Annotated in this window: 30 protein-coding genes; 25 read left to right on the top strand and 5 right to left on the bottom strand. The window is 34.2% G+C overall.

Translation table 11 applies throughout. From position 1 onward, the window contains the following. Nucleotides 1-14: 14 nt before the first annotated feature. From rplO to CACET_RS20010, 19 genes are all read left to right on the top strand, one after another. The gene (gene rplO / locus CACET_RS17540) at nucleotides 15-458 is read left to right on the top strand and encodes a 50S ribosomal protein L15 (protein WP_044826218.1); all 444 of its coding nucleotides are present in this window, start codon (nucleotides 15-17) and stop codon (nucleotides 456-458) included. A 1-nt stretch (nucleotide 459) separates the two neighbouring features. Continuing rightward, nucleotides 460-1,734 (top strand): preprotein translocase subunit SecY, encoded by a 1,275-nt coding sequence (gene secY, locus CACET_RS17535; protein WP_044826219.1) that lies wholly within the window; start codon nucleotides 460-462, stop codon nucleotides 1,732-1,734. 73 nt (nucleotides 1,735-1,807) lie between these two features. After that, nucleotides 1,808-2,458, top strand: coding sequence for an adenylate kinase (locus CACET_RS17530; RefSeq protein WP_044826220.1), 651 nt, complete (start codon nucleotides 1,808-1,810; stop codon nucleotides 2,456-2,458). Next, complete coding sequence (gene map / locus CACET_RS17525; protein WP_044826221.1) at nucleotides 2,458-3,204, top strand: type I methionyl aminopeptidase; 747 nt, start codon at nucleotides 2,458-2,460, stop codon at nucleotides 3,202-3,204. Before CACET_RS17530 ends, map begins: the two co-directional genes overlap by 1 nt. Before the next feature lie 24 nt (nucleotides 3,205-3,228). Continuing rightward, a complete protein-coding gene (locus CACET_RS17520; protein WP_044826222.1) occupies nucleotides 3,229-3,507 on the top strand; it encodes a KOW domain-containing protein in 279 nt (92 codons plus the stop codon). 26 nt (nucleotides 3,508-3,533) lie between these two features. Beyond that, complete coding sequence (infA, locus tag CACET_RS17515) at nucleotides 3,534-3,752, top strand: translation initiation factor IF-1 (protein WP_044826223.1); 219 nt, start codon at nucleotides 3,534-3,536, stop codon at nucleotides 3,750-3,752. A gap of 51 nt (nucleotides 3,753-3,803) precedes the next feature. Continuing rightward, a complete protein-coding gene (gene rpmJ, locus CACET_RS17510) occupies nucleotides 3,804-3,917 on the top strand; it encodes a 50S ribosomal protein L36 (RefSeq protein WP_008516283.1) in 114 nt (37 codons plus the stop codon). A gap of 203 nt (nucleotides 3,918-4,120) precedes the next feature. Beyond that, nucleotides 4,121-4,492, top strand: a complete 372-nt coding sequence (gene rpsM, locus CACET_RS17505) for a 30S ribosomal protein S13 (RefSeq protein ID WP_044826224.1) — start codon at nucleotides 4,121-4,123, stop codon at nucleotides 4,490-4,492. 18 nt (nucleotides 4,493-4,510) lie between these two features. Next, nucleotides 4,511-4,909 (top strand): 30S ribosomal protein S11, encoded by a 399-nt coding sequence (rpsK, locus tag CACET_RS17500; RefSeq protein ID WP_044826225.1) that lies wholly within the window; start codon nucleotides 4,511-4,513, stop codon nucleotides 4,907-4,909. Nucleotides 4,910-4,939: 30 nt separating this feature from the next. Continuing rightward, entirely contained in the window at nucleotides 4,940-5,563 is a 624-nt protein-coding gene (gene rpsD, locus CACET_RS17495; RefSeq protein WP_044826226.1) for a 30S ribosomal protein S4, read from the top strand. Nucleotides 5,564-5,627: 64 nt separating this feature from the next. Further along, a complete protein-coding gene (locus tag CACET_RS17490; RefSeq protein ID WP_044826227.1) occupies nucleotides 5,628-6,575 on the top strand; it encodes a DNA-directed RNA polymerase subunit alpha in 948 nt (315 codons plus the stop codon). A gap of 22 nt (nucleotides 6,576-6,597) precedes the next feature. Beyond that, the gene (rplQ, locus tag CACET_RS17485; protein ID WP_044826228.1) at nucleotides 6,598-6,939 is read left to right on the top strand and encodes a 50S ribosomal protein L17; all 342 of its coding nucleotides are present in this window, start codon (nucleotides 6,598-6,600) and stop codon (nucleotides 6,937-6,939) included. A 416-nt stretch (nucleotides 6,940-7,355) separates the two neighbouring features. Further along, on the top strand, nucleotides 7,356-8,192 hold the full coding sequence (locus tag CACET_RS17480; protein ID WP_044826229.1) for an energy-coupling factor transporter ATPase: 837 nt from the start codon (nucleotides 7,356-7,358) through the stop codon (nucleotides 8,190-8,192). Continuing rightward, the gene (locus CACET_RS17475) at nucleotides 8,177-9,040 is read left to right on the top strand and encodes an energy-coupling factor transporter ATPase (RefSeq protein WP_044826230.1); all 864 of its coding nucleotides are present in this window, start codon (nucleotides 8,177-8,179) and stop codon (nucleotides 9,038-9,040) included. The genes CACET_RS17480 and CACET_RS17475 overlap by 16 nt, the downstream gene beginning before the upstream one ends. Then, nucleotides 9,033-9,830, top strand: coding sequence for an energy-coupling factor transporter transmembrane component T family protein (locus tag CACET_RS17470; RefSeq protein ID WP_044826231.1), 798 nt, complete (start codon nucleotides 9,033-9,035; stop codon nucleotides 9,828-9,830). Before CACET_RS17475 ends, CACET_RS17470 begins: the two co-directional genes overlap by 8 nt. Nucleotides 9,831-9,852: 22 nt before the next feature. Then, complete coding sequence (gene truA, locus CACET_RS17465; protein WP_044826232.1) at nucleotides 9,853-10,599, top strand: tRNA pseudouridine(38-40) synthase TruA; 747 nt, start codon at nucleotides 9,853-9,855, stop codon at nucleotides 10,597-10,599. Nucleotides 10,600-10,728: 129 nt separating this feature from the next. Further along, the gene (gene rplM, locus CACET_RS17460) at nucleotides 10,729-11,157 is read left to right on the top strand and encodes a 50S ribosomal protein L13 (protein ID WP_044826233.1); all 429 of its coding nucleotides are present in this window, start codon (nucleotides 10,729-10,731) and stop codon (nucleotides 11,155-11,157) included. Between the two features lie 30 nt (nucleotides 11,158-11,187). Then, nucleotides 11,188-11,580, top strand: coding sequence for a 30S ribosomal protein S9 (gene rpsI, locus CACET_RS17455; RefSeq protein WP_044826234.1), 393 nt, complete (start codon nucleotides 11,188-11,190; stop codon nucleotides 11,578-11,580). A 299-nt stretch (nucleotides 11,581-11,879) separates the two neighbouring features. Next, nucleotides 11,880-12,056, top strand: a complete 177-nt coding sequence (locus CACET_RS20010) for a DUF1540 domain-containing protein (protein WP_082058307.1) — start codon at nucleotides 11,880-11,882, stop codon at nucleotides 12,054-12,056. Between the two features lie 168 nt (nucleotides 12,057-12,224). On the opposite strand, the gene CACET_RS17450 is transcribed toward CACET_RS20010, so the two are convergent. Next, nucleotides 12,225-12,452 carry a hypothetical protein gene (locus CACET_RS17450; protein ID WP_044826235.1) on the bottom strand — a complete coding sequence of 76 codons (228 nt, stop codon included), beginning with the start codon at nucleotides 12,450-12,452 and terminating at the stop codon, nucleotides 12,225-12,227. A 250-nt stretch (nucleotides 12,453-12,702) separates the two neighbouring features. On the opposite strand from CACET_RS17450, the gene cwlD reads away from it, so the two are divergent. Further along, nucleotides 12,703-13,419: an N-acetylmuramoyl-L-alanine amidase CwlD gene (cwlD, locus tag CACET_RS17445; protein ID WP_044826236.1), complete on the top strand. Its 717-nt coding sequence runs from the start codon at nucleotides 12,703-12,705 to the stop codon at nucleotides 13,417-13,419. Between the two features lie 24 nt (nucleotides 13,420-13,443). Here cwlD and CACET_RS17440 read toward each other — a convergent pair whose 3' ends face one another. Beyond that, the gene (locus CACET_RS17440) at nucleotides 13,444-13,815 is read right to left on the bottom strand and encodes a phage holin family protein (RefSeq protein WP_044826237.1); all 372 of its coding nucleotides are present in this window, start codon (nucleotides 13,813-13,815) and stop codon (nucleotides 13,444-13,446) included. 178 nt (nucleotides 13,816-13,993) lie between these two features. On the opposite strand from CACET_RS17440, the gene CACET_RS17435 reads away from it, so the two are divergent. Together CACET_RS17435 and hcp are read left to right on the top strand one after the other, a co-directional pair. Continuing rightward, the gene (locus CACET_RS17435) at nucleotides 13,994-14,860 is read left to right on the top strand and encodes a divergent polysaccharide deacetylase family protein (RefSeq protein ID WP_044826238.1); all 867 of its coding nucleotides are present in this window, start codon (nucleotides 13,994-13,996) and stop codon (nucleotides 14,858-14,860) included. 210 nt (nucleotides 14,861-15,070) lie between these two features. Continuing rightward, on the top strand, nucleotides 15,071-16,420 hold the full coding sequence (gene hcp, locus CACET_RS17430) for a hydroxylamine reductase (protein ID WP_044826239.1): 1,350 nt from the start codon (nucleotides 15,071-15,073) through the stop codon (nucleotides 16,418-16,420). A gap of 118 nt (nucleotides 16,421-16,538) precedes the next feature. Here hcp and speD read toward each other — a convergent pair whose 3' ends face one another. Both speD and CACET_RS19675 read right to left on the bottom strand, forming a co-directional pair. Next, a complete protein-coding gene (gene speD / locus CACET_RS17425; RefSeq protein ID WP_144414801.1) occupies nucleotides 16,539-17,360 on the bottom strand; it encodes an adenosylmethionine decarboxylase in 822 nt (273 codons plus the stop codon). A 278-nt stretch (nucleotides 17,361-17,638) separates the two neighbouring features. Beyond that, complete coding sequence (locus CACET_RS19675) at nucleotides 17,639-18,244, bottom strand: TetR/AcrR family transcriptional regulator (protein ID WP_052661562.1); 606 nt, start codon at nucleotides 18,242-18,244, stop codon at nucleotides 17,639-17,641. A gap of 711 nt (nucleotides 18,245-18,955) precedes the next feature. On the opposite strand from CACET_RS19675, the gene CACET_RS19670 reads away from it, so the two are divergent. After that, entirely contained in the window at nucleotides 18,956-20,818 is a 1,863-nt protein-coding gene (locus CACET_RS19670) for a sensor histidine kinase (RefSeq protein WP_052661564.1), read from the top strand. A gap of 78 nt (nucleotides 20,819-20,896) precedes the next feature. Then, nucleotides 20,897-21,061, top strand: a complete 165-nt coding sequence (locus CACET_RS20645; protein ID WP_158386129.1) for a hypothetical protein — start codon at nucleotides 20,897-20,899, stop codon at nucleotides 21,059-21,061. 131 nt (nucleotides 21,062-21,192) lie between these two features. On the opposite strand, the gene CACET_RS21450 is transcribed toward CACET_RS20645, so the two are convergent. After that, nucleotides 21,193-21,966, bottom strand: coding sequence for a LysM peptidoglycan-binding domain-containing protein (locus CACET_RS21450; protein ID WP_048407552.1), 774 nt, complete (start codon nucleotides 21,964-21,966; stop codon nucleotides 21,193-21,195). Between the two features lie 609 nt (nucleotides 21,967-22,575). On the opposite strand from CACET_RS21450, the gene CACET_RS17405 reads away from it, so the two are divergent. Next, nucleotides 22,576-23,052, top strand: a complete 477-nt coding sequence (locus CACET_RS17405) for an NADH-quinone oxidoreductase subunit NuoE family protein (RefSeq protein ID WP_044826240.1) — start codon at nucleotides 22,576-22,578, stop codon at nucleotides 23,050-23,052. Nucleotides 23,053-23,063: the final 11 nt, after the last annotated feature.

The following is a 23,063-nucleotide window of genomic DNA, read 5'->3' as shown; positions in this document are numbered from 1 at the left end:
AAGGAGGTGTAAAGATGAAGTTACATGAGCTTAGACCTGCTGAAGGTGCTGTAAAAAAGACGAAAAGAAAAGGTAGAGGTACTGGTAGCGGACTTGGTAAAACTGCTGGAAGAGGTAGTAATGGCCAAAATTCTCGTAGCGGTGGCGGCGTTAGAATTGGTTTCGAGGGAGGACAGATGCCTCTTATAAGACGTCTTCCAAAACGTGGATTTACTAACATTTTCAAAAAACAGTTTAGTGTTGTAAATATTGAAGATCTAAATAGATTTGAAAATGGAACAGAAATTACAGCTGCAGTTCTTAAAGAAGCAGGCGTTATTAAAAAAATCGAGAAAGACGGCTTAAAGATTTTAGGTAATGGTAATATAGAAAAGAATTTAACAGTGAAGGCTGCAAAGTTTACGCAATCAGCTGTTGAAAAAATTGAAGCTGCTGGTGGAAAAGTAGAGGTGATATAGGATGATATCTACCTTGAAAAACGCTTGGAAGATTCCTGAATTAAGAAGTAGGATACTATACACTTTCATGATGTTGCTTGTTTTTCGATTAGGTTCTGTTATACCGGTACCAGGTGTAAATATCGCCTATGTACGTAACATTGTTGAAAATGCTGGATTACTTGCTATGTTCGATATGTTTTCTGGTGGTGCTTTCGGTAATATGACAATTTTTGCTCTAAGCATCACACCTTATATTACTGCTTCTATTATCATGCAGCTTCTAACTATTGCGATTCCTAGCTTAGAAGAAATGGCAAAAGAAGGAGAAGAAGGTAGAAAAAAAATTGCTCAATATACAAGATACGGAACAGTTATACTGGCATTAATTCAAGCTACTGGAATTAGCGTAGGTCTTTTTAGAGGAGCGCTAATCTCTAGAGATACCTTCAGTATTATTGTTGTTGTACTAACATTGACCGCTGGTACAGCCTTTTTAATGTGGTTAGGAGAGCAAATTACCGAAAAAGGTGTAGGTAACGGTATTTCGTTGCTGATCTTTGCAGGAATTGTTTCTAGAATTCCTGATGGGGTATACAGAACATTTGTATTAACAAGGCAAGGTGAAATTTCTCCTATAACGATTATTCTGTTTGTGGTGATTGCATTAGCTATTGTTGCTGGTGTAGTTGCTATACAGGAAGGTACTAGGAAAATTCCAGTACAGTATGCAAAAAGAGTTGTGGGCAGAAAGATGTATGGTGGACAAAGTTCCCATATTCCTTTGAAGGTGAATCAATCAGGAGTAATTCCAGTGATCTTTGCAATGTCACTATTAGCTTTTCCACAGACGATTGCTTTCTTTGTAGGTGAAACTAGTGGCTTTGCTTTATTTGTAGCTAGATGGTTATCTCCAAGTGGAAGACCGGGCATATTTATCTATAACCTATTAAGTGCACTGCTGATTATTTTCTTTACTTATTTCTATACGGCAGTCACATTTAATCCAGTTGAAGTAGCTACAAATATGAAGAAAAATGGTGGTTTCATTCCAGGAATTCGACCTGGAAAACCAACTTCTGATTATTTAACAAAGGTATTAAATAGAATCACTCTAGCTGGAGCAGTTTTCCTAGCAGTTATTGCTATACTGCCAACACTATTCCTAAACTTACTAGGAATGCCTATCGCTTTTGGAGGAACATCCATATTGATTGTGGTTGGGGTAGCATTGGAAACGATGAAACAGGTAGAGGCGCAAATGCTAATGAGACATTATCAAGGATTTTTAAAGTAACTAGTAAAGAGGTATCTGTCATGGGGAACCAATCCCCATGATATCATCAAAATCTACTCCAGGAGATGGTGAAATGAGAACAATTTTACTAGGACCACCAGGGGCCGGTAAAGGCACTCAAGCGTCGGTCATTGTAAATGAATTTCATGTACCCCACATTTCAACAGGGGATATTTTTAGATATAATATTAAGCAGGGAACCGACTTAGGAAAAAAAGCAAAAATTTACATGGATCAAGGTCTTTTAGTACCGGATGAACTTGTTGTAGCAATCGTAGAGGATCGTTTAAAACAAGAAGACTGCAAGAATGGGTTTTTATTAGACGGTTTTCCAAGGACAGTTCCTCAAGCAGAAGCTTTAGATAATGCATTAGTAAAAATGGATATTTCTTTAGATCGTGTTATCAATATAGAAGTAGATAAAGATAAACTTGTTAGAAGAGCAGTGGGGAGAAGAATCTGCAAAGAGTGTGGAGCTACTTATCACTTAGAGTTCAACCCTTCTTCAAAGGGTGAGCTATGTGACCAATGTGGTGGCAAGTTATATCAAAGAGAAGACGATACTGAGGAAACAGTTTCTAAAAGAATAGAAGTGTATCTTAAAGAAACTCAACCATTAATTCAATATTATCAAGAAAGAGACCTATTGATGGTAATCAATGGCGACCAAGATATAGCGATAGTTTCTAAAGAGATTGTTGATGCTTTGGGGAGAAGATCCTAATGATCTACATGAAGTCTCGTCAGGAAATTGAAATAATGCGTAGGGCTGGAAAAATTGTAGCAGAAGCTCATGAGCTATTGAAAGAGGCAATTAAACCAGGAGTAACAACAAAGGAATTAGATACTATAGCAGAAGAACATATAAGAAAAAGAGGTGCTACTCCTGCCTTCAAAGGATATGGAGGTTTTCCAGCTAGTATATGTACGTCAATCAATCACGAAGTAGTGCATGGAATTCCTGGATTAAAAAGATTAGAAGATGGCGATATTATTAGTATAGATATTGGTGCACTTTATGAAGGTTATTATGGAGATGCTGCCAAGACTCATGCTGTTGGAAAGATTAGTGAAGAGGCAGAAAAATTAATAAAGATAACCAGAGAAAGCTTTTACGAAGGACTGAAATATGCCTTTGAAGGGAACCGGTTATCGGATATTTCTCATGCTATTCAAACTTACGTAGAGAAAGAAGGATTTTCTGTTGTTAGAAACTATGTAGGTCATGGCATCGGCACAAAGATGCATGAAGAACCCCAGGTACCAAACTATGGACCGCCGGGAAAAGGGCCAAGACTTCAAAGTGGGATGGTTTTAGCTATAGAACCGATGATCAACGCAGGAACCTACGAAGTGAAGGTGTTATCTGATGGATGGACTGTGATAACACTGGATGGGAAATACTCTGCTCATTATGAACATACTATCGCTATTACAAAAGGAGAACCTGAAATCTTGACGGTTCTGTAGTCTAGGTAAATGAGGTGACATTTCGTGGAGCAAGGCGATATAAATATAGGTCAAGTAGTAAAGTCCACTCAAGGAAGAGATAAAGGAAAATTCTTTATTGTTTTAGAAAAAGTTGATAAAGAATATGTCCTAATTGTAGACGGCGATGTTAGGAAAACAGATAAACCTAAGAAGAAAAAGTTGAAGCATCTGGTTAAGCTCGGTATTATATCTGCAGAGACGAAGGATCGGGTTATAAATAATAAAAAAGTAAGCAATGCTTTTATAAGAAGAGAGCTTGAAAGACTAGGTGTAAATGCCTAGGTTGAGAATGGAGGTTTGATTGCCGCATGTCTAAACAAGATGTAATTGAAGTAGAAGGTATAGTGAAAGAAGCTCTACCGAATGCTATGTTTATTGTACACCTTGAAAATGGTCATGAGATTCTAGCTCATATATCTGGAAAGTTAAGAATGCATTTTATCAAAATTTTACCAGGCGATAAAGTTACAGTAGAATTGTCTCCTTATGACTTAACTCGTGGTAGAATAACATGGCGGAAAAAGTAGGTTGTAATAAAGTGTTAATTTTTAGGTGTTCTACTTGAAGGAGGAATAACAATGAAGGTTAGACCATCAGTTAAACCAATTTGCGAAAAATGCAAGATTATCAAAAGAAAAGGGAAAGTAATGGTAATCTGTGAAAATCCAAAACATAAGCAAAAACAAGGATAACAAAATACTAGTTTTTTTATAAGTTTTATAGTATAATATAACATTGTGGTAATTCATTTTTTAGAGCGGCTGCATCAGTTTTTTACTGATCTCTAAAGAATAAATTTTAATATACTTTGCATATAAGAAACTTGCATATAAGAAAGTAAATAGTTAGTTATATGATCACTATGTACCAAGAGAATTAGGAGGTGTAAATTACTATGGCCAGAATTGCTGGTGTTGACTTACCAAGAGATAAAAGAGTAGAAATTGGCTTAACTTATATATATGGTATTGGCAGAAAAACTTCTAATGATATATTAGCTACTGCTGGTGTTAACCCTGATACAAGAGTAAAGAACTTAACAGAAGAAGAAGTCAATGCATTAAGAAAAGCTATTGATGAAAGTCATCAGGTTGAAGGGGATTTAAGAAGAGAAATTTCTTTAAACATCAAGAGATTAAAAGAAATTAGATGCTATAGAGGAATCCGTCATATTAAAGGATTGCCTGTAAGAGGACAAAAAACTAAGACAAACGCTCGTACTAGAAAAGGTCCTAAGAAAACCGTCGGACGTAAGAAAAAGAAATAGGTAAGGAGGGGCGAAAGAATGGCAAAAGTAGCGAAAAGAAAAACGACTCGTAAAAAAAGAGAACGTAAAAATATTGAACGCGGTCAAGCGCATATTCAATCAACTTTTAACAACTCTATTGTTACGCTAACTGATACACAAGGCAACACAATCGCATGGGCTAGTGCAGGACAGTTGGGCTTTAAAGGATCAAGAAAGTCTACTCCATTTGCTGCACAAATGGCTGCTGAAACTGCAGCTAAGTCTGCTATGGAACATGGATTAAAAACAGTAGAAGTATTTGTTAAAGGACCAGGAGCAGGTAGAGAAGCTGCTATCCGTTCATTACAAGCAACAGGTCTTGAAGTTACTATGATTAAAGACGTAACTCCAGTACCTCATAATGGATGCAGACCACCAAAACGTAGAAGAGTATAATAAAGATTCAAAGGATTAGGAGGTGCTAAAATGGCAAGATATACAGAGGCGGTATGTAGATTATGTCGTCGTGAAGGATTAAAACTGTATCTAAAAGGCGAAAGATGCTATACAGATAAATGTGCTATTACAAGAAGAAACTTTGCACCAGGTCAACATGGGCAAAACAAAAGAAAGCTTTCTAACTACGGTATGCAGTTAAGAGAGAAGCAAAAGGCAAAAAGATTCTATGGTGTATTAGAAGCTCAATTTAGAAATTACTTTGAAATTGCTGAAAAGCAATCAGGTATTACAGGTGAGAATCTGTTAAGACTACTAGAAACTAGATTAGATAATGTAGTTTATAGACTTGGCCTTGCTTCATCAAGACCGCAGGCAAGACAGTTAGTAACACACGGTCACTTTATCATTAATGGTAAAAAGCTAGATGTTCCTTCTTACATTGTAAAGGTTGGAGATGTGATTCAAGTAAGTGAAGTATCTAAAAATTCTCCTCACTTTAAAGAAGTTAAAGAAGTCTTTAAAGGAACAGTACCACATTGGTTAAGTGCTGATGTTGATAAATTAGAGGGAAAAATTGTTTCACTGCCTACAAGAGAAGACATAGACATACCAATTGCAGAAAACTTAATTATTGAGTTATATTCTAGATAATAAATGATTAGAATCAGTTACCCTCAATATAGTAGAGAAGATATTAAAAGGAGGGTTTAATTAAATGATAGAAATGGAAAAACCTAAAGTAGAAGTTACTGAGTTAAGCGAGGACTTTTCTTATGGTAAATTTGTGGTAGAGCCTCTAGAAAGAGGTTACGGTACAACATTAGGTAATTCCCTTAGAAGAATTATGTTATCATCTTTACCGGGAGCTGCTGTGACTTCTATTAAAATAGATGGTGTACTGCATGAATTTTCTACGGTTCCAGGTGTGAAGGAAGATGTAACAGAAATCATCTTAAATTTAAAGAGCTTATCTTTAAAGCTACACGGTGAAGAGCCTAAAACCATCAGGATCGAAGCTGAAGGTGAGGGCGTTATTACTGCTGGTGACATTATTGCAGACGCAGATGTAGAAATACTAAACCCTGATCTTTATATTGCAACATTGGATACAGATGCTAAGTTTATGATGGAAATCAATGTGTCTAAGGGAAGAGGATATATCTCTGCTGAAAACAATAAAACTTCAGGAATGCCCATAGGCGTTCTACCTGTTGATTCAATATTTACTCCTGTAAAGAAAGTAAGCTATTCTGTAGAAAATACCAGAGTAGGTCAAATGACTGACTACGATAAGTTGATTATCGAAGTATTTACAGATGGCAGTATTAAACCAGACGAGTCTATTTCGTTAGCTGCTAAAATCATGAATGAACATCTTAACCTATTTATTACTCTAACAGAGCATGTTAATGATGTTGAAATCATGGTGCACAAGGAAGAAGATAAGAAGGAAAAGATGCTTGAAATGACAATCGAGGAATTAGATTTATCTGTTCGATCCTATAATTGTCTAAAACGAGCTGGTATTAATACTGTCCAAGAGCTAACGATGAAATCAGAAGAAGATATGATGAAGGTTAGAAACCTAGGTAAGAAGTCTCTTGAAGAAGTACAGAAGAAATTAGAAGAATTAGGCTTAGGATTAAAACCTAGTGATGAGTAACTAGTAGTAAGGAGGGATAGTTATGGCTGGATATAGAAAATTAGGTCGTGTAAGTGCTCATAGAGACTTAATGCTAAGAAACTTAGTAACAAGCTTAATGAAAAGCGGCCGTATTCAAACAACTGAAACAAGAGCTAAAGAAACAAAAAGATTAGCGGAAAAAATGATTACTTTAGCTAAAAGAGGAGACCTACACGCTAGACGTCAAGCGTTAGCCTTTATAACAGATGAAACGGTTGTTAAAGACTTATTTACTGATTTAGCAGCAAAGTATGAAGATAGAAATGGTGGATATACAAGAATCATCAGGATAGGCCCTAGAAGAGGCGATGCTGCTGAAATGGTAATTCTTGAATTAGTATAATTATAAGGAAAAGGGATTAAGTCAAAAAACTTGGTCCCTATTTTTTATTCAAAGAATAGTTTTTCAAGATGAAATGAGTTATAATATATCGTGTATGTAAGAAACTAATGATAAGATAGCAATCTAACATTGTTTTTATTATAGATAAGCAAGTTCAAACTTTAATTTTGATATACACGGTTTACGGTTTCGCCCCAAAACCGTGGGCTGTAAATGTAGCCCTTAGCATATCAAAATTAAGTCCTGATGTTGTTTATCTATAGCATTAGTTTTAATTGAAGCTATTATCTTGGAGCAATAAGACAGAATTTTTTTTACTATTGTGAATTCCTTTCTTATTCTCAAGATAATAACTTCAAAGGCTTTTAAGAAGTTATAAGCTAATAGTATAACATTGTTTTGAGAAGGAGACTTTTATGGAACATATGATAGAAGTGGAGAATGTGGTATTTGACTATACAAATAATGAGGAAGAGATAAAAGCTTTAAAAGATATTACAATGCAAGTGAATAAAGGAGAATTCTTAGTAGTAATAGGACATAATGGTTCAGGTAAGTCCACTCTAGCAAAGCACATGAATGCATTATTGTTGCCGACTACAGGGGATGTAAAGGTAAAGGGTATGAATACCAAAGAAGAAGAATATCTTTGGGATATTAGACAAACTGCTGGTATGGTTTTTCAGAATCCTGACAATCAGATTGTTGCTACGATTGTAGAGGAGGATGTTGCCTTTGGACCTGAGAACCTTGGTGTAGAACCAGAACAAATTCTCAAAAGAGTGGATGAAGCTCTAAGCATTGTAGGTATGTCAGATTATCGTGAAAAGGCACCCCACCTCCTATCAGGAGGACAAAAACAGCGGATAGCTATTGCTGGCGTTATAGCTATGCGTCCTGATTGTATCATCTTTGATGAACCAACAGCTATGTTAGACCCCTCTGGTAGAAAAGAAGTGATTCGTACAATAAAAAAGTTAAATAAGGAAGAAAATATAACGATTATTCATATAACGCACTTCATGGAGGAGGCAGTAGATGCAGATCGTGTGATTGTAATGGAGAATGGAAACATTGTTCTTCAGGGTACACCAAGAGAAGTGTTTTCTCAAGTAAAACAACTAAAAGAGTTGGGGTTAGATGTACCTCAAGTTACAGACTTAGCCCATCAGTTAATTGATGAAGGGATTAATATATCGAAAGATATACTTACAGTAGATGAGATGGTGATAGAATTATGTCGATTAAAATAGAAAACCTAACGTACATTTATAATCCTAAAAGTCCCTTTGAAACCAAAGCCCTAGAAGATGTTAGCCTAGAAATTAAAAGTGGAGAGTTTATTGGATTAATTGGTCATACTGGTTCAGGAAAATCAACTTTAACGCAACATCTAAATGGATTGATTAAGCCTACTAGTGGTAAAATTATTATTAATGGCTTAGATATTACATCTACTTCAGTAAAACTAGTGGAAGTAAGAAAAAAGGTTGGGTTAGTATTTCAATACCCTGAACATCAGTTGTTTGAAGAAACTGTCTATAGAGACATAGCTTTCGGTCCTATAAACTTAGGTTTATCGGAGGAGGAGGTTAAGGAAAGAGTAATGGAAGCCATGGGTTTAGTAAAACTGTCTTACGAAGACCTGAAGGATCGATCTCCTTTTGAATTGAGTGGCGGGCAAAGGAGAAGGGTTGCTATAGCTGGTGTGTTGGCTATGAAACCAGAGGTATTAATATTAGATGAACCTACCGCTGGATTAGATCCTAGAGCACGGGATGAAATTTTAGATCAAATAAAGCTTCTTCATAAAACCTATAAGAGCACTGTTATTCTAGTATCACATAGTATGGAGGATATAGCAAAACTAGTGGACAGAATTATTGTTATGCATCGAGGAAAAGTAGCTTTGGTGGGGGAACCAAGAGAGGTCTTCAAACAATCAGAGATTTTAGAGTCTATAGGGCTAGGGATTCCGCAGATTACTTATTTAATGAAGAAACTTAAAGAGTTGGAAATCCACCTAAGAGAAGATATCTTCACCGTGGAAGAAGCTAGAGAAGAAATATTAAAATGGATAAGAGGGAAAGAAAATGCTTAAAGATATTACAATAGGCCAACACTATCCAACAGGTTCTATCATACACAAACTAGATCCTAGAACTAAAATACTTATTACCTTTGCGATTATCCTGAGTTTGTTTATTGTAGAAAACTTTGTAGGATATTTATATATTGCTGGTTTTATCGCTGCTGCTATAGGGGTTTCTAAAATTCCCTTTAAATACATGATAAAGGGATTAAGGCCTTTATATATTCTTATTTTTATTACTTTTCTTATTAATGTATTTATGACAAGGGGAGAAGTGATCTTTAGCATAGGCCCCTTGAATGCAACGAGACAAGGGGTATATCAGGCGGTATTTATGGCTATAAGATTAATATTACTTGTGATAGGGACTTCCCTACTAACTTTGACTACATCACCTATCATGCTGACAGATGGTATAGAACATTTATTAAATCCTTTTAAAAAAATCGGTGTACCAGCCCACGAATTAGCTATGATGATGACAATAGCATTGAGGTTTATCCCAACACTGCTAGAAGAAACTGATAAAATTATGAAGGCTCAAATAGCTAGAGGAGCAGATTTTGAAAGCGGCAACATTATAAACCGTGCAAAGAGCTTAGTGCCTTTATTGGTGCCACTGTTTATTAGTGCTTTTAGGAGGGCGGACGAGCTTGCAATGGCTATGGAGGCTAGATGTTATCGTGGAGGAGACAATCGTACCAGAATGAAACAACTTAAAATGGAAAAAAAAGACCTTATGAGTTTTGTTATAATGAGTGGATTACTAATGATACTAGTGTATATAAGAGTCTCATAAGGTTTTTAAGAGGATGAATTTCATGAGAAATATTATGATAGATATAGAGTATGATGGAACAAACTATAATGGATGGCAAATGCAGATCAATGGCATAACTATTCAACAAAAAATTATGGAAGCTGTGAAAAAGCTTACTGGGGAAGATGTCACTATTAATGGATCAGGAAGAACAGATGCAAAGGTCCATGCTAGAGGGCAGGTGGCAAATTTTTATAGCACATCAAAGATTCCTATAAAACGCTTTCCAATAGCTATAAATCACTTTCTACCGGATGATATTACTATATTGGAGGCTAGGGAAGTACCTATAGATTTTCATGCTCGATATTGGGCACAAGGCAAAATTTATTCCTATCAAGTTAATCATCAGACTCAAAGAAGTGCCTTGCTTCGAAATTATAGTTATCATTTTCCCTATCAACTAGAACTAGACAAGATGGAGAAGGCGGCAGGGCTATTGATTGGGACTCATGACTTTAAGGGGTTTATGTCTAGTGGCAGCAGTGTGAAAAGTACGGTGAGAAGTATATATGCTATTAAAATAGAAAAGAATAAAAATAGCATATGGATGACCTTTGAGGGAAGTGGTTTTCTATACAATATGGTGAGGATCATGGTGGGGACCTTGCTAGAAGTAGGCAATGGAAGAAGGTCTATGGAGGCAGTACAGGAGGCACTGAAACTAGGAAATCGAGAAAAGGCAGGACATAAGGCACCCCCTCAAGGATTATTTTTAGATAAAGTATTTTACCCCTTGACACACTAGGCAGGTTGTATTACAATATATGAGTGTGTGTATGTAAAAACGATCCACTAGCCCCGGATCTTGTGCATATAAAAGACGACGAGAGTTTATAACAGATGATTTTTAGGAAATATAGAAGGAGGGAAAACGATGAAGTCATATATGGCAAAACCAAATGAAGTAGAAAGAAAATGGTTTGTAGTTGACGCTGAAGGAAAAACTTTAGGTAGATTATGTTCAGAAGTTGCTAAAATTTTAACTGGAAAGAATAAACCTGAGTATACACCTCATGTGGATACTGGCGACTTTGTAATTATCTTAAATGCTGGGAAAGTTGAATTAACTGGGAAGAAATTAGACCAAGAATTCTATACTTACCATACTGGACATCCAGGTGGATTAAAGCAAGTTAGCTTTAGAAATATGCTTGCTGAAAAACCTGAGAAGTTAGTTTACAATTCTGTAAAAGGAATGATTCCAAAGACAAGACTTGGAAGACAAATGCTTAAAAAGTTAAAAGTATATGCTGGTCCAAATCACGACCATCAAGCTCAACAACCACAAGTATTAGATATATAATTTGATCGGGTTAGAAAGGAGGAAAAACAGATGGCAAAAGTAGCATACTACGGAACAGGTAGAAGAAAGAAATCAATTGCTAGAGTAAGATTGGTTCCTGGTGAAGGAAACATCACTATAAACAAGCGTGACATTGACAGTTATTTAGATTATGAAACTTTAAAAAGAGAAGTAAGACGTCCATTAGAGATGACAAACACATTATCTAAATATGATGTTATTGCAACTGTAACAGGCGGTGGATTTACTGGTCAAGCTGGTGCTTTAAGACATGGTATTTCAAGAGCATTAACAAAAGCTGATGAAGAATTAAGAGGAATCTTAAAAAAGGCTGGCTTCTTGACAAGAGATGCAAGAATGAAGGAAAGAAAGAAATACGGTTTAAAAGCTGCGAGACGTGCACCACAGTTCTCAAAGCGATAATCATACTATATATAAAAAGACTGTCCATTTATCAAATGGACAGTCTTTTTATATATAGTATGAAATTATTAGCGTTAACCTAAAGCATAATTTGTCATCCTAAGCGGAACAAAGCGGAGTCGAAGGATCTTAGAATTAGTAAAATTCATGGTTGTGTCAAGATCCTTCGCTACGCTGAAGAAGAGAATTCGACAAAATTTTGGAAATGATTGTATTAAATTAACGCTTATGAGTATGAAATATTAAACTTTGCAAATAATATTGTAGATAGTCAATCTTCTATAAAGGAGGAATAATAAATGCGAGCAAACAAAATGAATCAGCCTAACCAAGGAATCAAATGTATAGTGAACACCTGTCATTATTACATGAATGGAGATCGTTGTTCAGCAGAGATGATAGAAGTTCAACCTAAAAATGCTAATAATACACACGATACAGATTGTGCAACATTTATACCAGAGGGACAAGCTTAATTCAAGAAGAAAAAAAGCCCCGTTAGACGTGATTTTTCTAGCGGGTCTTTTTTAAATACTAATTCTGCTTACTGTCTCTCTTTGTATAAAAGAGACAAAAGTAAATGAAATTTAGCACTTTCCCGGGAAATATAGCACTATGTGATCAAATAATTTGTATAAACCTGCTTAACCATGTAATTTTTTTTGCAAATCTTCAATACTTCTTGACACGGTAGCCATGCTGTTAGTGAGTGTTTCAAATTCATTAGCTAGATCGCCATCCTTCAGACGTCCGTTATTATCATCTACCAGCAGCATTTCAATAGCTGAGAGATATTCTCCAGACTTATTTAGATTTTTTTTCAATTCTTGCAGTTGATTTGAAATGTTATTTATATCTTTTGAATTTTGCATTGTATTTCTCCTTTCCAAATGGTGATTACCACTTATATTTTTCCCTTAAAAAGCAATAAAATACGAAAGAAGGACAGGAAAATAATGAACTTGTAATTGTATATGTTGAGGGCTTTTCATATATATAAATATCAGAGAAAAAATACACTGTATGCCGTGTATATTAAAACTCTTAGTCATACATCTGGGAGTAGGAAATATCAATGGTTTTTTCTGTGATAAAAGATATAGCGTATAGGGGGAATACTATTTGAAGGTAATTATTGTTAAAAAAAGTTGGATTTATATTGCTATAGTGCTGTTAACTCTTTCAGTACTTTCTATAGCATGGATAAACTATTATAGGGCGAAGACAACTGCTTACTTATTGCCTAGCCTTACTAAAGTTATAATGCTAGATGCAGGGCATGGTGGTGTTGATCCAGGAGCTGTTAGCAAAGGAGGTGTGAAAGAAAAAGATATTAATTTAACGATAGCTCTGTATTTAAAAGAATATCTGGAACAAAATGGAGCGGTTGTTCTTATGACACGATTTGAAGATGAAGGTCTATATTCATCAGAAGGAAGCCTAAGAAATAAAAAGAACGAAGACTTGAGGAAGAGAAAAGAAATAGTAAAAGATAGCGGAGCAGATATCTTTATTACAATTCATCTGAATAGTTTTCCACAAACACAATATTACGGGGCTCAGACCTTTTATCCTAAAGATAATGCAGCAGGTAAAGTACTAGCAGAAAAAATACAAGAAGAACTAATTAATACATTAGATAATAATAATAAAAGAGTTGCGTTACCTAAAGATGATGTATACGTCATAAAAGGATTAGATATACCAACCACATTGGTTGAGTGTGGTTTTCTATCTAATCCTAAGGAGGAACAATTATTACAAAAATCATCTTACCAAAAAAAGATTGCTTGGAGTATTTTTGTAGGAATACAAAGGTATTTTTTAGAGAAATCTTAAAAAATGATATGCATCAATCCTTAGCTACATTGTTTTGCCAGGAATAATCATATCAATAATTCCTATAACAAGTGCACCTATGATGGCTCCTAAAAAGGTTACTGTCATAGCAGGCACCACAAACTGACTAATGTAAATAACAATAGCAGCAACAATAAAGCCTATGACTCCTCTACCAAAAGGAGAAGCATCAACGTTAAATATTCTTTCTACTAAGTAATTGACGATTGAAATTGCTAAAGCAGCTAGTACAACACCCCATAAACCTTCAATTCGGAAACCCGGTGTAATAAAGGCTGCTACTGCAATAACAATAGCGGATATAATAAATCTTAAAATTAATTTACCCCAACTGGGAGCATCCTGGGTACGATTTGGATTTCTTTCTTCTGACACTATAATCCCTCCACTTCACTAAAAGTTTTTATTTCTAATAAAACTTAATCCTTATGTTAAAAGGATTAGGTTGGTTTAAAAAGTGTTTCTTAAAAATAGCATGTACAATCAGGGAAAAATTTATTCATTTAGAGATAGAAGATTGTATAAATCTTATTTGGATAGGAAAGGTGGTAAAATGAAAAAAAAAATTTTTTTTATTATTATAAATAAAAAAAGAATCATACTTACCTTAGTATTATTTGTTGTACTTATTACGGTGTTAATAGGAGTAAGGGCACAAATGAAAAAAAACACTAGGGTATGGAATTATCATGAAGTCATAGTAAAAAAGTTAGAAGGTAAGTCGGATAGAGAAGTTCAGGGGAAGGTGGCTATCATTATAGATGACTTTGGAAATGCAGGAGACGGAACAAAAGAAATGGTAGCTATTCAGTCGGTACTGACTTGTGCTGTTATTCCTTTTTTACCTTATACTAATGAAGATGCTGTATTAGCTCATAACAGGGGACATGAGGTTATTATTCATATTCCTATGGAACCCCACTTTGGCAATCCCAAGTGGTTGGGTGAAAAAGGAATTACCACAAATCTCTCTACTGAACAAGTGAAAAGTATCATACGAGAGGCTATTGAAAAAGTGCCTTATGCAGTAGGGGTAAACAATCATATGGGTTCTAAGGCCACTGAAGACAGAAGGATTATAACAGCTATTGTTGAAGTGTTGAAGGAAAATGACATGTATATAGTAGACAGTAAAACTAGCATGACTTCAGTCATAAGAGAAATTGCCGAAGAATATGAAGTGCCAGTTTTGGAAAGAGCAGTATTTTTAGATAATGAAAAAAATATAGATGCTATCAAAAAACAGCTAGAGTTGCTGGGAGAGATAGCTCTAAAGGATGGCTATGCAGTAGGAATAGGTCACGTTGGACCGGAGGGTGGAGTTGTAACAGCTAAGGCTATTGAAGAAATGATCCCTGTTTTTGAAAAAAAGGCAATAAAAATTGTGCCAGTATCTGAGTTAATAAAGGAGGTTTTTTAGACTAAAAGAAGGAGATATCTTCGGCAGATTAGCATGGAGGAACTTCTTAGAAGTAAAAGCATTGTAAATGATGAGCAATTGTTACCCAATACCATGAAATCCTAACATGATTATAATCACAAAATACCGTGACATATGTCACGGTAAGAAGAGAAGGATTATTATATTATTTATATAAAGAATATAATACATTTGAAGGGAGAAATAATCATGTTCGGTATATTTAAGAATAAGAATAATGACCAAAATAATGTAGTACAAGAAAACAACCCAATGTTTTGTTATCAATGTGAACAAACACCAGAGGGAGGATGTACGAAATTTGGTGTCTGTGGAAAGAATCCTGATATAGCAAGTCTACAAGATATTATTATCTTTGGATTAAAAGGGGTTGCTGCCTACGCAACACATGCAAGAGAACTAGGTATGGTAGATCCAGAGGTAGATGCAATTGCCCATGAAGCATTATATACTACATTAACCAACTCAAACTTCAACTTAAATGAGCATATAGGTATGGCTATGAAGGTAGGAGAAGCAACAGTCAAGGTAATGGATTTATTAGATAGAGCACATACTTCAAAACTAGGGGTTCCACAACCAGTAACTGTGACACAAGATAAAGTGGAGGGGCATGCAATACTAGTAACAGGACATAATTTATATGCACTAGAAGAACTACTAAAACAAACTAAAGGTAAAGGTATTAACGTTTATACACATTCAGAAATGTTGCCAGCTCATGGATACCCAGAGCTTAAAAAGTATTCTCATTTAAAAGGTAACGTAGGTAAAGCTTGGTATGATCAAAGAAAGTTATTTGAAGAATTCCCAGGAGCTATTTTAGGAACCACCAATTGTTTAATGCCAATAAAAGGAAGTTATTCTGATAGGTTCTGGTCTTATGGAAACTGTGGCTTAGAAGGAACCGAAAAGATTATTAACGATAATTTTACACCTATTATAGAAAAAGCTTTATCTTTACCAAAGGCAAATATAAAGTCTGACAAGGTTTTAACAACAGGTTTCCATCATAACACAGTATTGTCTATCGCTCCAGAAATTATTGATGCAGTAAAGGCAGGGAAAATTAAAAGATTCTTTGTAATAGCTGGTTGTGATGCCCCTACAAAAGGAAGAGACTACTACAGAGAATTAGCAAATACATTGCCAAAGGAATGTGTGATCTTAACGACTTCTTGTGGAAAGTTCAGATTTAATGATATAGATTTTGGAACTGTACCAGGAACCCAGATCCCAAGATATATTGACTTAGGACAATGCAACAACTCAGGTTCAGCAGCAAAAATTGCAATAGCTTTAGCAGAGGCCTTTGGTTGTGGTGTAAATGACCTACCATTAACTATTGTATTATCATGGTTTGAGCAGAAAGCTGTAGCTATTTTACTAGGATTATTTAGTTTAGGAGTAAAAAATATCTATATTGGACCAAGTGCTCCTGCTTTTGTAACTCCTGGAGTATTAAAAGTATTGCAAGATACCTTCAACTTACAGTTGATTAGTGGAGACGCAAAAGAAGACTTACCTAAAATGTTATAGTTCATCGTAAAGTACTATAAGATTTTTAAAGGCTGTATTTTAAGAAATAGATAAGAGGAAGTTGAAATGAGAGAAGGCCTACAATTAGTGTAGGCCTTCTCGTTGTTGTATAAAGGTTTTAATTACTGTTGTTAATGTTGATACCATAAAATATTTCTGTCATTTCTTGATTTAGTTTCTCAAAAATCTCTCTTTTTTCTTCTTCACAAAGATCTGCCTCGGATATCTCGAATAAGTAATTATCAAGATCAATATCCTTGATCTTCATTTTCGTATGAAAAATATTTGATTGATAGATATTCATATCGATTAGGCTATACCTATCTATGGTTCCTCTAGCAATATAATCTTGAACGGAACTAATTTTATGATCAATATAGTGCTTGTTTCCTTCAATATCTCTTGTAAAGCCTCTTACTCTGTAATCGATTGTAATAATATCAGAATCAAAGCTGCTTATCAGATAATTTAAAGCCTTTAAGGGTGAAATCGTACCGCAGGTGGATACATCAATATCTACTCTAAAGGTACTGATATTATTTTCAGGATGACTCTCAGGGTAAGTATGGACAGTTACATGACTCTTGTCTAAGTGCCCTACTATGTTTTCACGACATGGAGTTAATACACCTCTATTACAAGAAGGGTCTAACACATACAGAGGAACTTCCTCTTCAGAAATTAATAGCGTAACACTAGCACCTTGAGGGTCATAGTCCTGCTTAGCGATATTTAGTACACTAGCACCAATAGACTCTGTAACAGTCTTTAAAATTTTTGTTAATCTTTCAGAATTATATTGCTCATCAATATACTCAATATACTTTTTTCTATCCTCTTCAGTTTTTGTATAACAAATATCATAAATATTGAAGCTCAAGGATTTAGTTAAATTATTAAATCCATATAATCTTAACTTGTTTTCATTTATTTTTGGCAATGATATTCCTCTTTTCTAATGGTATTCTTAGAAAATTATAAAACATATATTTTTATTGTCAAGTTATAAATTTTCTTAACTGCATATAGATGTGCGATCATAAAATTGTTCTTTATAGTATAGTGAGCAATTAATCAATAAATATTCTATAAACTAGTTACAGAGTCTCTCTTCACATTTTACTAGATTATATAGTAAATAGCAAATAAAAGAACAAAATCTTCCTTGAAGAACGTAATAAGGTAGATTTTGTCTAAAAGTAAAGAAGGGTTCTTTATTTATTTTTTAATAAATAGTACTTCCTTTAAATACTTTTCATAAAAGTCATTTAGAGCAGCTTCTAGTTGAAACTCACCGTCATAGGCACACCATTCTAGTAACAAACCATATACATAGGTCAATATAAACTTTGCAGTTTCTTGACTATCTAGATTTTTTTTAAAATAACCAATCCTTTGTCCTTCTTGAATAATATTTGTTAGAACGTTTTTCTGAAAAACGCTAGTGATAGAAAAATTTTTATAATGGTTCTCTATTTGAATCTTTAAAAATATCTTGATTTCATCTAGTGCATTTTTCTGAAAATAATTTATATAATAATCAAATATACTGCGAAGCTGCACATCAGGAGGTGACTCCAAAGTATTACTATAGATCTCTAATAAATTTCCCTCAGTTAGTCTAAATTTTCTCCTAACAATATCAGCCTTAGATTTAAAATGGTAGTAAAATGCTCCTTTTGTCAATCCCAATTCATTACAAATTTGCTCAACAGTAATGTTATCATATCCTTTTTTTTGAAACAGATAGAAGGCCTTATCTAGTAAAATTTTTTTTGTATTAATTGCTTGATCCCTGCGAAGTTTTTTATGTGTACTCTCCATAAAACTTACCATTCCCTTTATATTTTAAGATTATTATAACAATTATGTTTTAAAAAATAAAGGGTTGACTTTACATACCTTAGTATGTTAATATAATAACATACTAAGGTATGTAAGATGTATGACAAAATTTAGAATTAAATTTATGAGATATATCTTACTTGGTTTCAAAGAGGATAGAGATAAAAATAATTAAAGATAATGTTTTATTTTTAGGGGATTTGCTGATTATATAAAAAAGTTACATAGTGTTACTTGAGTTTTTATTTACTAATATTTTGATATCAATAAGGATTTAGTGGCGTATCATAATACTAAATGGAGCACTTGTCCGTTGATATAAATAAAACCCTCTTTAATTTGTTTGAAGTCACAGGATATGTGGCTTTTTTTTTATGTAAAAATCTAAAGAAAACTGCACTATAGACAAAAACTTTTCGACAAAGGTATATAGTAATATATGGAAAAGATAAAATGTGCTATAATCATGATAATATAGGTACATGCCTTTAAGCTTGAACTTTAATATTCAGAGGTTATGGTTTTGATTTGACTCAAAAACATAGCCAAGGACTGCAAGTGTAGCCCTTAGGATATTAAAGTTCATAGATGTATTTCTATAATAAAAATGTTATAAAAACGATATTAATCAAAGGATACTGGCATATACCTACAGCACTGAAGGCGTATCTTTAGTTAGGGGGAGAAAAAATGAAGTATTTGAGTATTAGGATAAAATTATTGACTTTGATACTTATAGCACTAATCCCATTAATAATATTTCAGTATGTAGGTATTTCTGAAGGGCTTAAACGTCAAACGCAAAGAGAACTCCTATCAAATGTTGAATATGCGGAGGCGGTTTCAAAAGTTTTTGTAAGTTACATTGAAGAAGTATGGGTACAACAGGAAATCGTTTCAAGGTTTATTACTTCTCAAAGAGGTGCAACATTAGAAGAAGTACAGTTTGATTTAGAAGAAATACAATCTGCTAATAAAGTTATTGCTAAAATGCACTTTTTAAACTTAAATGGAACTATTTTAGCAAGTTCAGCTCACGAGGATATAGGCTTAGTACTTAGAGAACGTAACTACTTTCAAAGAGTATTAAAAGGAGAAGAAAATGTTATTTCTGATTTGGTAGTAAACTCTAGAGGAGAACTTGTTTTACCAGTGGCTACAGGGATAAAGAGGGATGAAGAACTCATAGGGGTTATTGTATCAGTAGTGGATATAGAGAAACTACAGTCGAGGTTCCCAAGCTTTTTATTTGATGAAGGCAGTAGATTTACCTTTATTGATACCCGTGGAAATATAGTTTATTGCAGTGATCCTAATGTAGAAATTTGCGGGATACAGGCAATAGCAGATCATTCTACTGCTTGGCAGGCTTTAGGAGGAGAAGTGGTTAAAACAACAAACTATAGGTCGGAAATCGATGGTACTTTAAGGATACGTGTAGCTTATCCAATAAAAGAAATTGGGTGGGTATGTGTTGTTAGCTCCAATCTTGATGTGGTTTTGAAAGAATACCATAATCAAGCTAGAAACTCAACAATTATTTTGACGATAGTCTCTTTACTTTCTATAGGAGGAGCTATTTTATTGGGAAATCGTATTTTACATCCCATGACTAGGTTAAAGGATGCTGCTTATACCTTGGCCGGTGGGGATTACTCGGTGAGAACAAATGTGACTGGCAGAGATGAGATAGCAGTGACGGCTCAAGTATTTGATTATATGGCAGGAGAAATCCAACAATATGATAAATTTAAAACTCAGTTTTTTTCTAATTTATCTCATGAACTTAAAACACCTATTAATGTGATCTTCGCTGCTGTACAATTGCTTATCATAAAGCAAGATGACAAGCAGGAGAGTTTATGTAAAACTGAAATGCAAAAGTTTACAAAAACAATAAAGCAAAACTGTTATAGGCTTTCAAGATTAATCAATAATCTTATTGATATGAGTCGGTATGATGGAGGATACTTGAAGATAAGGCTTAGAAATTATAATATTGTGGCTCTTGTGGAAGAAATCACCATGTCAGTTACTAAGTACGCTGAAACCAAAGAAATAATGATAGTATTTGATACAGAAGTAGAGGAAAAGGTTATTGCATGCGATCCTGATTTTATTGAGAGAATCATCTTAAATCTTCTTTCTAATGCTATAAAATTTACAGAAAGAAAAGGGAGTATTTTCATAAACATTTACCATGGACAGAAGGGTGTGGTGATATCTGTAAAAGACACTGGTATAGGAATTCCCGAAGAGCAGCTGGAAACTATATTTGAACGTTTTAGGCAGGTAGACACCTCATTAAGCAGGAAAAATGAAGGTAGCGGAATAGGATTATCTCTTGTAAAAGCATTAGTGGAAATGCAAAAGGGAACCATCACTGTCAAAAGCCAATTGGGAGTAGGAACAGAATTTACTATAGAACTTCCTGCAAATAAATTGAGGGAGAAAGATATAGCATTATGTAATGAAGCTGTTTACGTTAATAATACAGCGGAAAGAATAAGCATCGAGTTTTCAGATATATACTCTATTCATGAATGTGATTAAGTAAATCGTATATCTATCCCTAAAATTACCTGGTATGCTACAACACATTAGACGAAAAATAAAGAAGAGGTGATTAAGATGAAAAAGAAAGAAGCTAAAAAAAGTCTTGATAAAAACTTCTTTAACGAGATGAACTATGAATTAGCCGGTGACATAGGTGCTATTGATAATGAAGATATGCTGAATAATAAAAAGTTAATTACAGAAAAAAAACATGTAAATAAAAATAAGAAAAAGTCATAAGTACGTAAGGACTCTTAGCTGATAAGAGTCCTTACGTATCTAAATTTTTACTTTATTAATAATTTTTCTACACTAAGCTATAGATTAAAGTTTTAGTAATATATAGAAATTTTTCATTCAGTTGCTTTTATTTATGATACAGGTATACAAATTATTTGACCGATTCTTAAAGCGTCTGGATTTACAGTTGGATTCGCTCTTCTAATTGCTTCTACGGTTGTGTTGTATCTGATAGCAAGATTGTAGAAAGTATCTCCTGAACGTATGGTATAGGCAGTTGTGCCAGTAGGGCAAGTGGTTGGTGGTGGCGTAGTACAATCTACTCCAAGTGCAGTCCATGTCCTAATGCCTACTACTCCATCTTGAGTAAGACCTTTGCTGGCTTGGAATGCTATAACTGCTGCTTGTGTCTTAGAGCCGAAAATGCCGTCAATAGGTCCTGGATCAAAACCAGCATCTTTTAATAGTTGTTGAAGTTGTCGTACAGAATCACCTCTACTACCTACTCTTAAGGTAGGACATACAGGAGTAGGGGGTGGGGTAGGTCCTGGTATACAAATTATTTGTCCGATAAACAATCTGTCAGGATCCACACCAGGATTAGCAGCCAGCAAAGCGTCTAAAGATATATTATAGGTTCTAGCTATATTATAGAAAGTATCTCCAGCTCTGATGGTATAAGGGGTTGTTCCTGCTGGACAAGTAGTGGGAGGTGTAGCGGTTGGAATACAAATTTGTTGTCCAATCATCAACATGTTTGGGTTGACAGTAGGATTTGCTGCGATAAGAGCTTGAATAGTTGTATTAAACCGAATAGCTAGTCTATAGAAGGTATCACCTGCTTGGATGATATAAGGTGTTGTTCCAGGGGGACATGGTGCCTGGCTATAATACATATAATACATACTTAATTGCCTCCTTTATAAGATATTTACAATATACTATGGTACTATAGTATACTACAGTATATTCCAATAGAGAGAATAGGTTCTATTTGCTTATCATCTTTCTTCAAAGAAGACACTAGTTAAGTATAAAATTAAAATATTTTTTTTTGCTATTGAAAGAACGGTTTAGAAAAGGTATAATAAGGGTACATCCAGTGAATTTACCTATAAGTATAATAATGATAGTTAAAATTTTAACATAATCATTATTAATTAGCACTTATTATCTCATCATAATTATTGTATAAATCCCAAGACATAATTATTTACATAGTTACAGGTTTCGACACAATGCGAACTGATAGTTAAAATTTTAACATAATTATTCTTAATTAGCACTTATTATCTCATCACAATCATTACACAGTCCTTAATGTATGGCTACTTAATATTAAAGTATAAAAGAAGTATTACTAAAATACTTGCAAAGCTAAAAAATCAAATGTAGCGTTGTTTAGTTGAAACTGAAGTGAAGATATGGATTTTAATTTGAGTTTAAATCAAGGTTTTCTTTTAGAGAGATTTTGCTCAAATATAAAATAATAAATACAAAAAAGGAGGCGCATTATGGGTAAAAATGTTTTGACTGAAGAAAATTTTGAAAAGTTGCAAAGAGTTATTGATGTAAACAAAAACAAGCAAGGAGCATTAATGCCTGTACTTCATGAAGGCCAAAAAATATTTGGATGTCTATCATTAGAGGTACAAAAGAAAATCTCTGAAGCACTTAAAGTACCCTTAAGTGAAATTTACGGAGTAGTAACCTTCTACTCTCAATTTTCTCTGGAGCCACAGGGTGATTATGTAATAGGAGTTTGTTTGGGAACAGCCTGTTATGTAAAGGGGGCACAGCCTATTATTGATAAAGTAAGCCAAATGATTGATACCAAGGCTGGTATGACTTCAACTGATGGAAAGTTCACTTTGGTGGCTACCAGATGTATAGGAGCCTGTGGTCTAGCTCCAGTAATTACTGTCAATGAAGATGTATACGGTAGACTTAAAGTAGATGATATACCTGAAATTATGGAAAAATATATGTAAATAGCGTATAA

It is taken from the genome of Clostridium aceticum (genome assembly GCF_001042715.1).
In the GTDB taxonomy this organism is placed as follows: Bacteria; Bacillota; Clostridia; order Peptostreptococcales; family Natronincolaceae; genus Andreesenella; species Andreesenella acetica.
This window is presented reverse-complemented; position numbering and strand designations above follow the sequence as displayed.

Bases quoted from the DNA above. Each gene is read 5' to 3' on its own strand.
- rplO (WP_044826218.1), top strand. From the start codon at position 15: ATGAAGTTACATGAGCTTAGACCTGCTGAAGGTGCTGTAAAAAAGACG.
- secY (WP_044826219.1), top strand. From the start codon at position 460: ATGATATCTACCTTGAAAAACGCTTGGAAGATTCCTGAATTAAGAAGT.
- CACET_RS17530 (WP_044826220.1), top strand. From the start codon at position 1,808: ATGAGAACAATTTTACTAGGACCACCAGGGGCCGGTAAAGGCACTCAA.
- map (WP_044826221.1), top strand. From the start codon at position 2,458: ATGATCTACATGAAGTCTCGTCAGGAAATTGAAATAATGCGTAGGGCT.
- infA (WP_044826223.1), top strand. From the start codon at position 3,534: ATGTCTAAACAAGATGTAATTGAAGTAGAAGGTATAGTGAAAGAAGCT.
- rpmJ (WP_008516283.1), top strand. From the start codon at position 3,804: ATGAAGGTTAGACCATCAGTTAAACCAATTTGCGAAAAATGCAAGATT.
- rpsM (WP_044826224.1), top strand. From the start codon at position 4,121: ATGGCCAGAATTGCTGGTGTTGACTTACCAAGAGATAAAAGAGTAGAA.
- rpsK (WP_044826225.1), top strand. From the start codon at position 4,511: ATGGCAAAAGTAGCGAAAAGAAAAACGACTCGTAAAAAAAGAGAACGT.
- rpsD (WP_044826226.1), top strand. From the start codon at position 4,940: ATGGCAAGATATACAGAGGCGGTATGTAGATTATGTCGTCGTGAAGGA.
- CACET_RS17490 (WP_044826227.1), top strand. From the start codon at position 5,628: ATGATAGAAATGGAAAAACCTAAAGTAGAAGTTACTGAGTTAAGCGAG.
- rplQ (WP_044826228.1), top strand. From the start codon at position 6,598: ATGGCTGGATATAGAAAATTAGGTCGTGTAAGTGCTCATAGAGACTTA.
- CACET_RS17480 (WP_044826229.1), top strand. From the start codon at position 7,356: ATGGAACATATGATAGAAGTGGAGAATGTGGTATTTGACTATACAAAT.
- CACET_RS17475 (WP_044826230.1), top strand. From the start codon at position 8,177: ATGTCGATTAAAATAGAAAACCTAACGTACATTTATAATCCTAAAAGT.
- CACET_RS17470 (WP_044826231.1), top strand. From the start codon at position 9,033: ATGCTTAAAGATATTACAATAGGCCAACACTATCCAACAGGTTCTATC.
- truA (WP_044826232.1), top strand. From the start codon at position 9,853: ATGAGAAATATTATGATAGATATAGAGTATGATGGAACAAACTATAAT.
- rplM (WP_044826233.1), top strand. From the start codon at position 10,729: ATGAAGTCATATATGGCAAAACCAAATGAAGTAGAAAGAAAATGGTTT.
- rpsI (WP_044826234.1), top strand. From the start codon at position 11,188: ATGGCAAAAGTAGCATACTACGGAACAGGTAGAAGAAAGAAATCAATT.
- CACET_RS20010 (WP_082058307.1), top strand. From the start codon at position 11,880: ATGCGAGCAAACAAAATGAATCAGCCTAACCAAGGAATCAAATGTATA.
- CACET_RS17450 (WP_044826235.1), bottom strand. From the start codon at position 12,452: ATGCAAAATTCAAAAGATATAAATAACATTTCAAATCAACTGCAAGAA.
- CACET_RS17435 (WP_044826238.1), top strand. From the start codon at position 13,994: ATGAAAAAAAAAATTTTTTTTATTATTATAAATAAAAAAAGAATCATA.
- hcp (WP_044826239.1), top strand. From the start codon at position 15,071: ATGTTCGGTATATTTAAGAATAAGAATAATGACCAAAATAATGTAGTA.
- CACET_RS19675 (WP_052661562.1), bottom strand. From the start codon at position 18,244: ATGGAGAGTACACATAAAAAACTTCGCAGGGATCAAGCAATTAATACA.
- CACET_RS19670 (WP_052661564.1), top strand. From the start codon at position 18,956: ATGAAGTATTTGAGTATTAGGATAAAATTATTGACTTTGATACTTATA.
- CACET_RS20645 (WP_158386129.1), top strand. From the start codon at position 20,897: ATGAAAAAGAAAGAAGCTAAAAAAAGTCTTGATAAAAACTTCTTTAAC.
- CACET_RS21450 (WP_048407552.1), bottom strand. From the start codon at position 21,966: ATGTATTATATGTATTATAGCCAGGCACCATGTCCCCCTGGAACAACA.
- CACET_RS17405 (WP_044826240.1), top strand. From the start codon at position 22,576: ATGGGTAAAAATGTTTTGACTGAAGAAAATTTTGAAAAGTTGCAAAGA.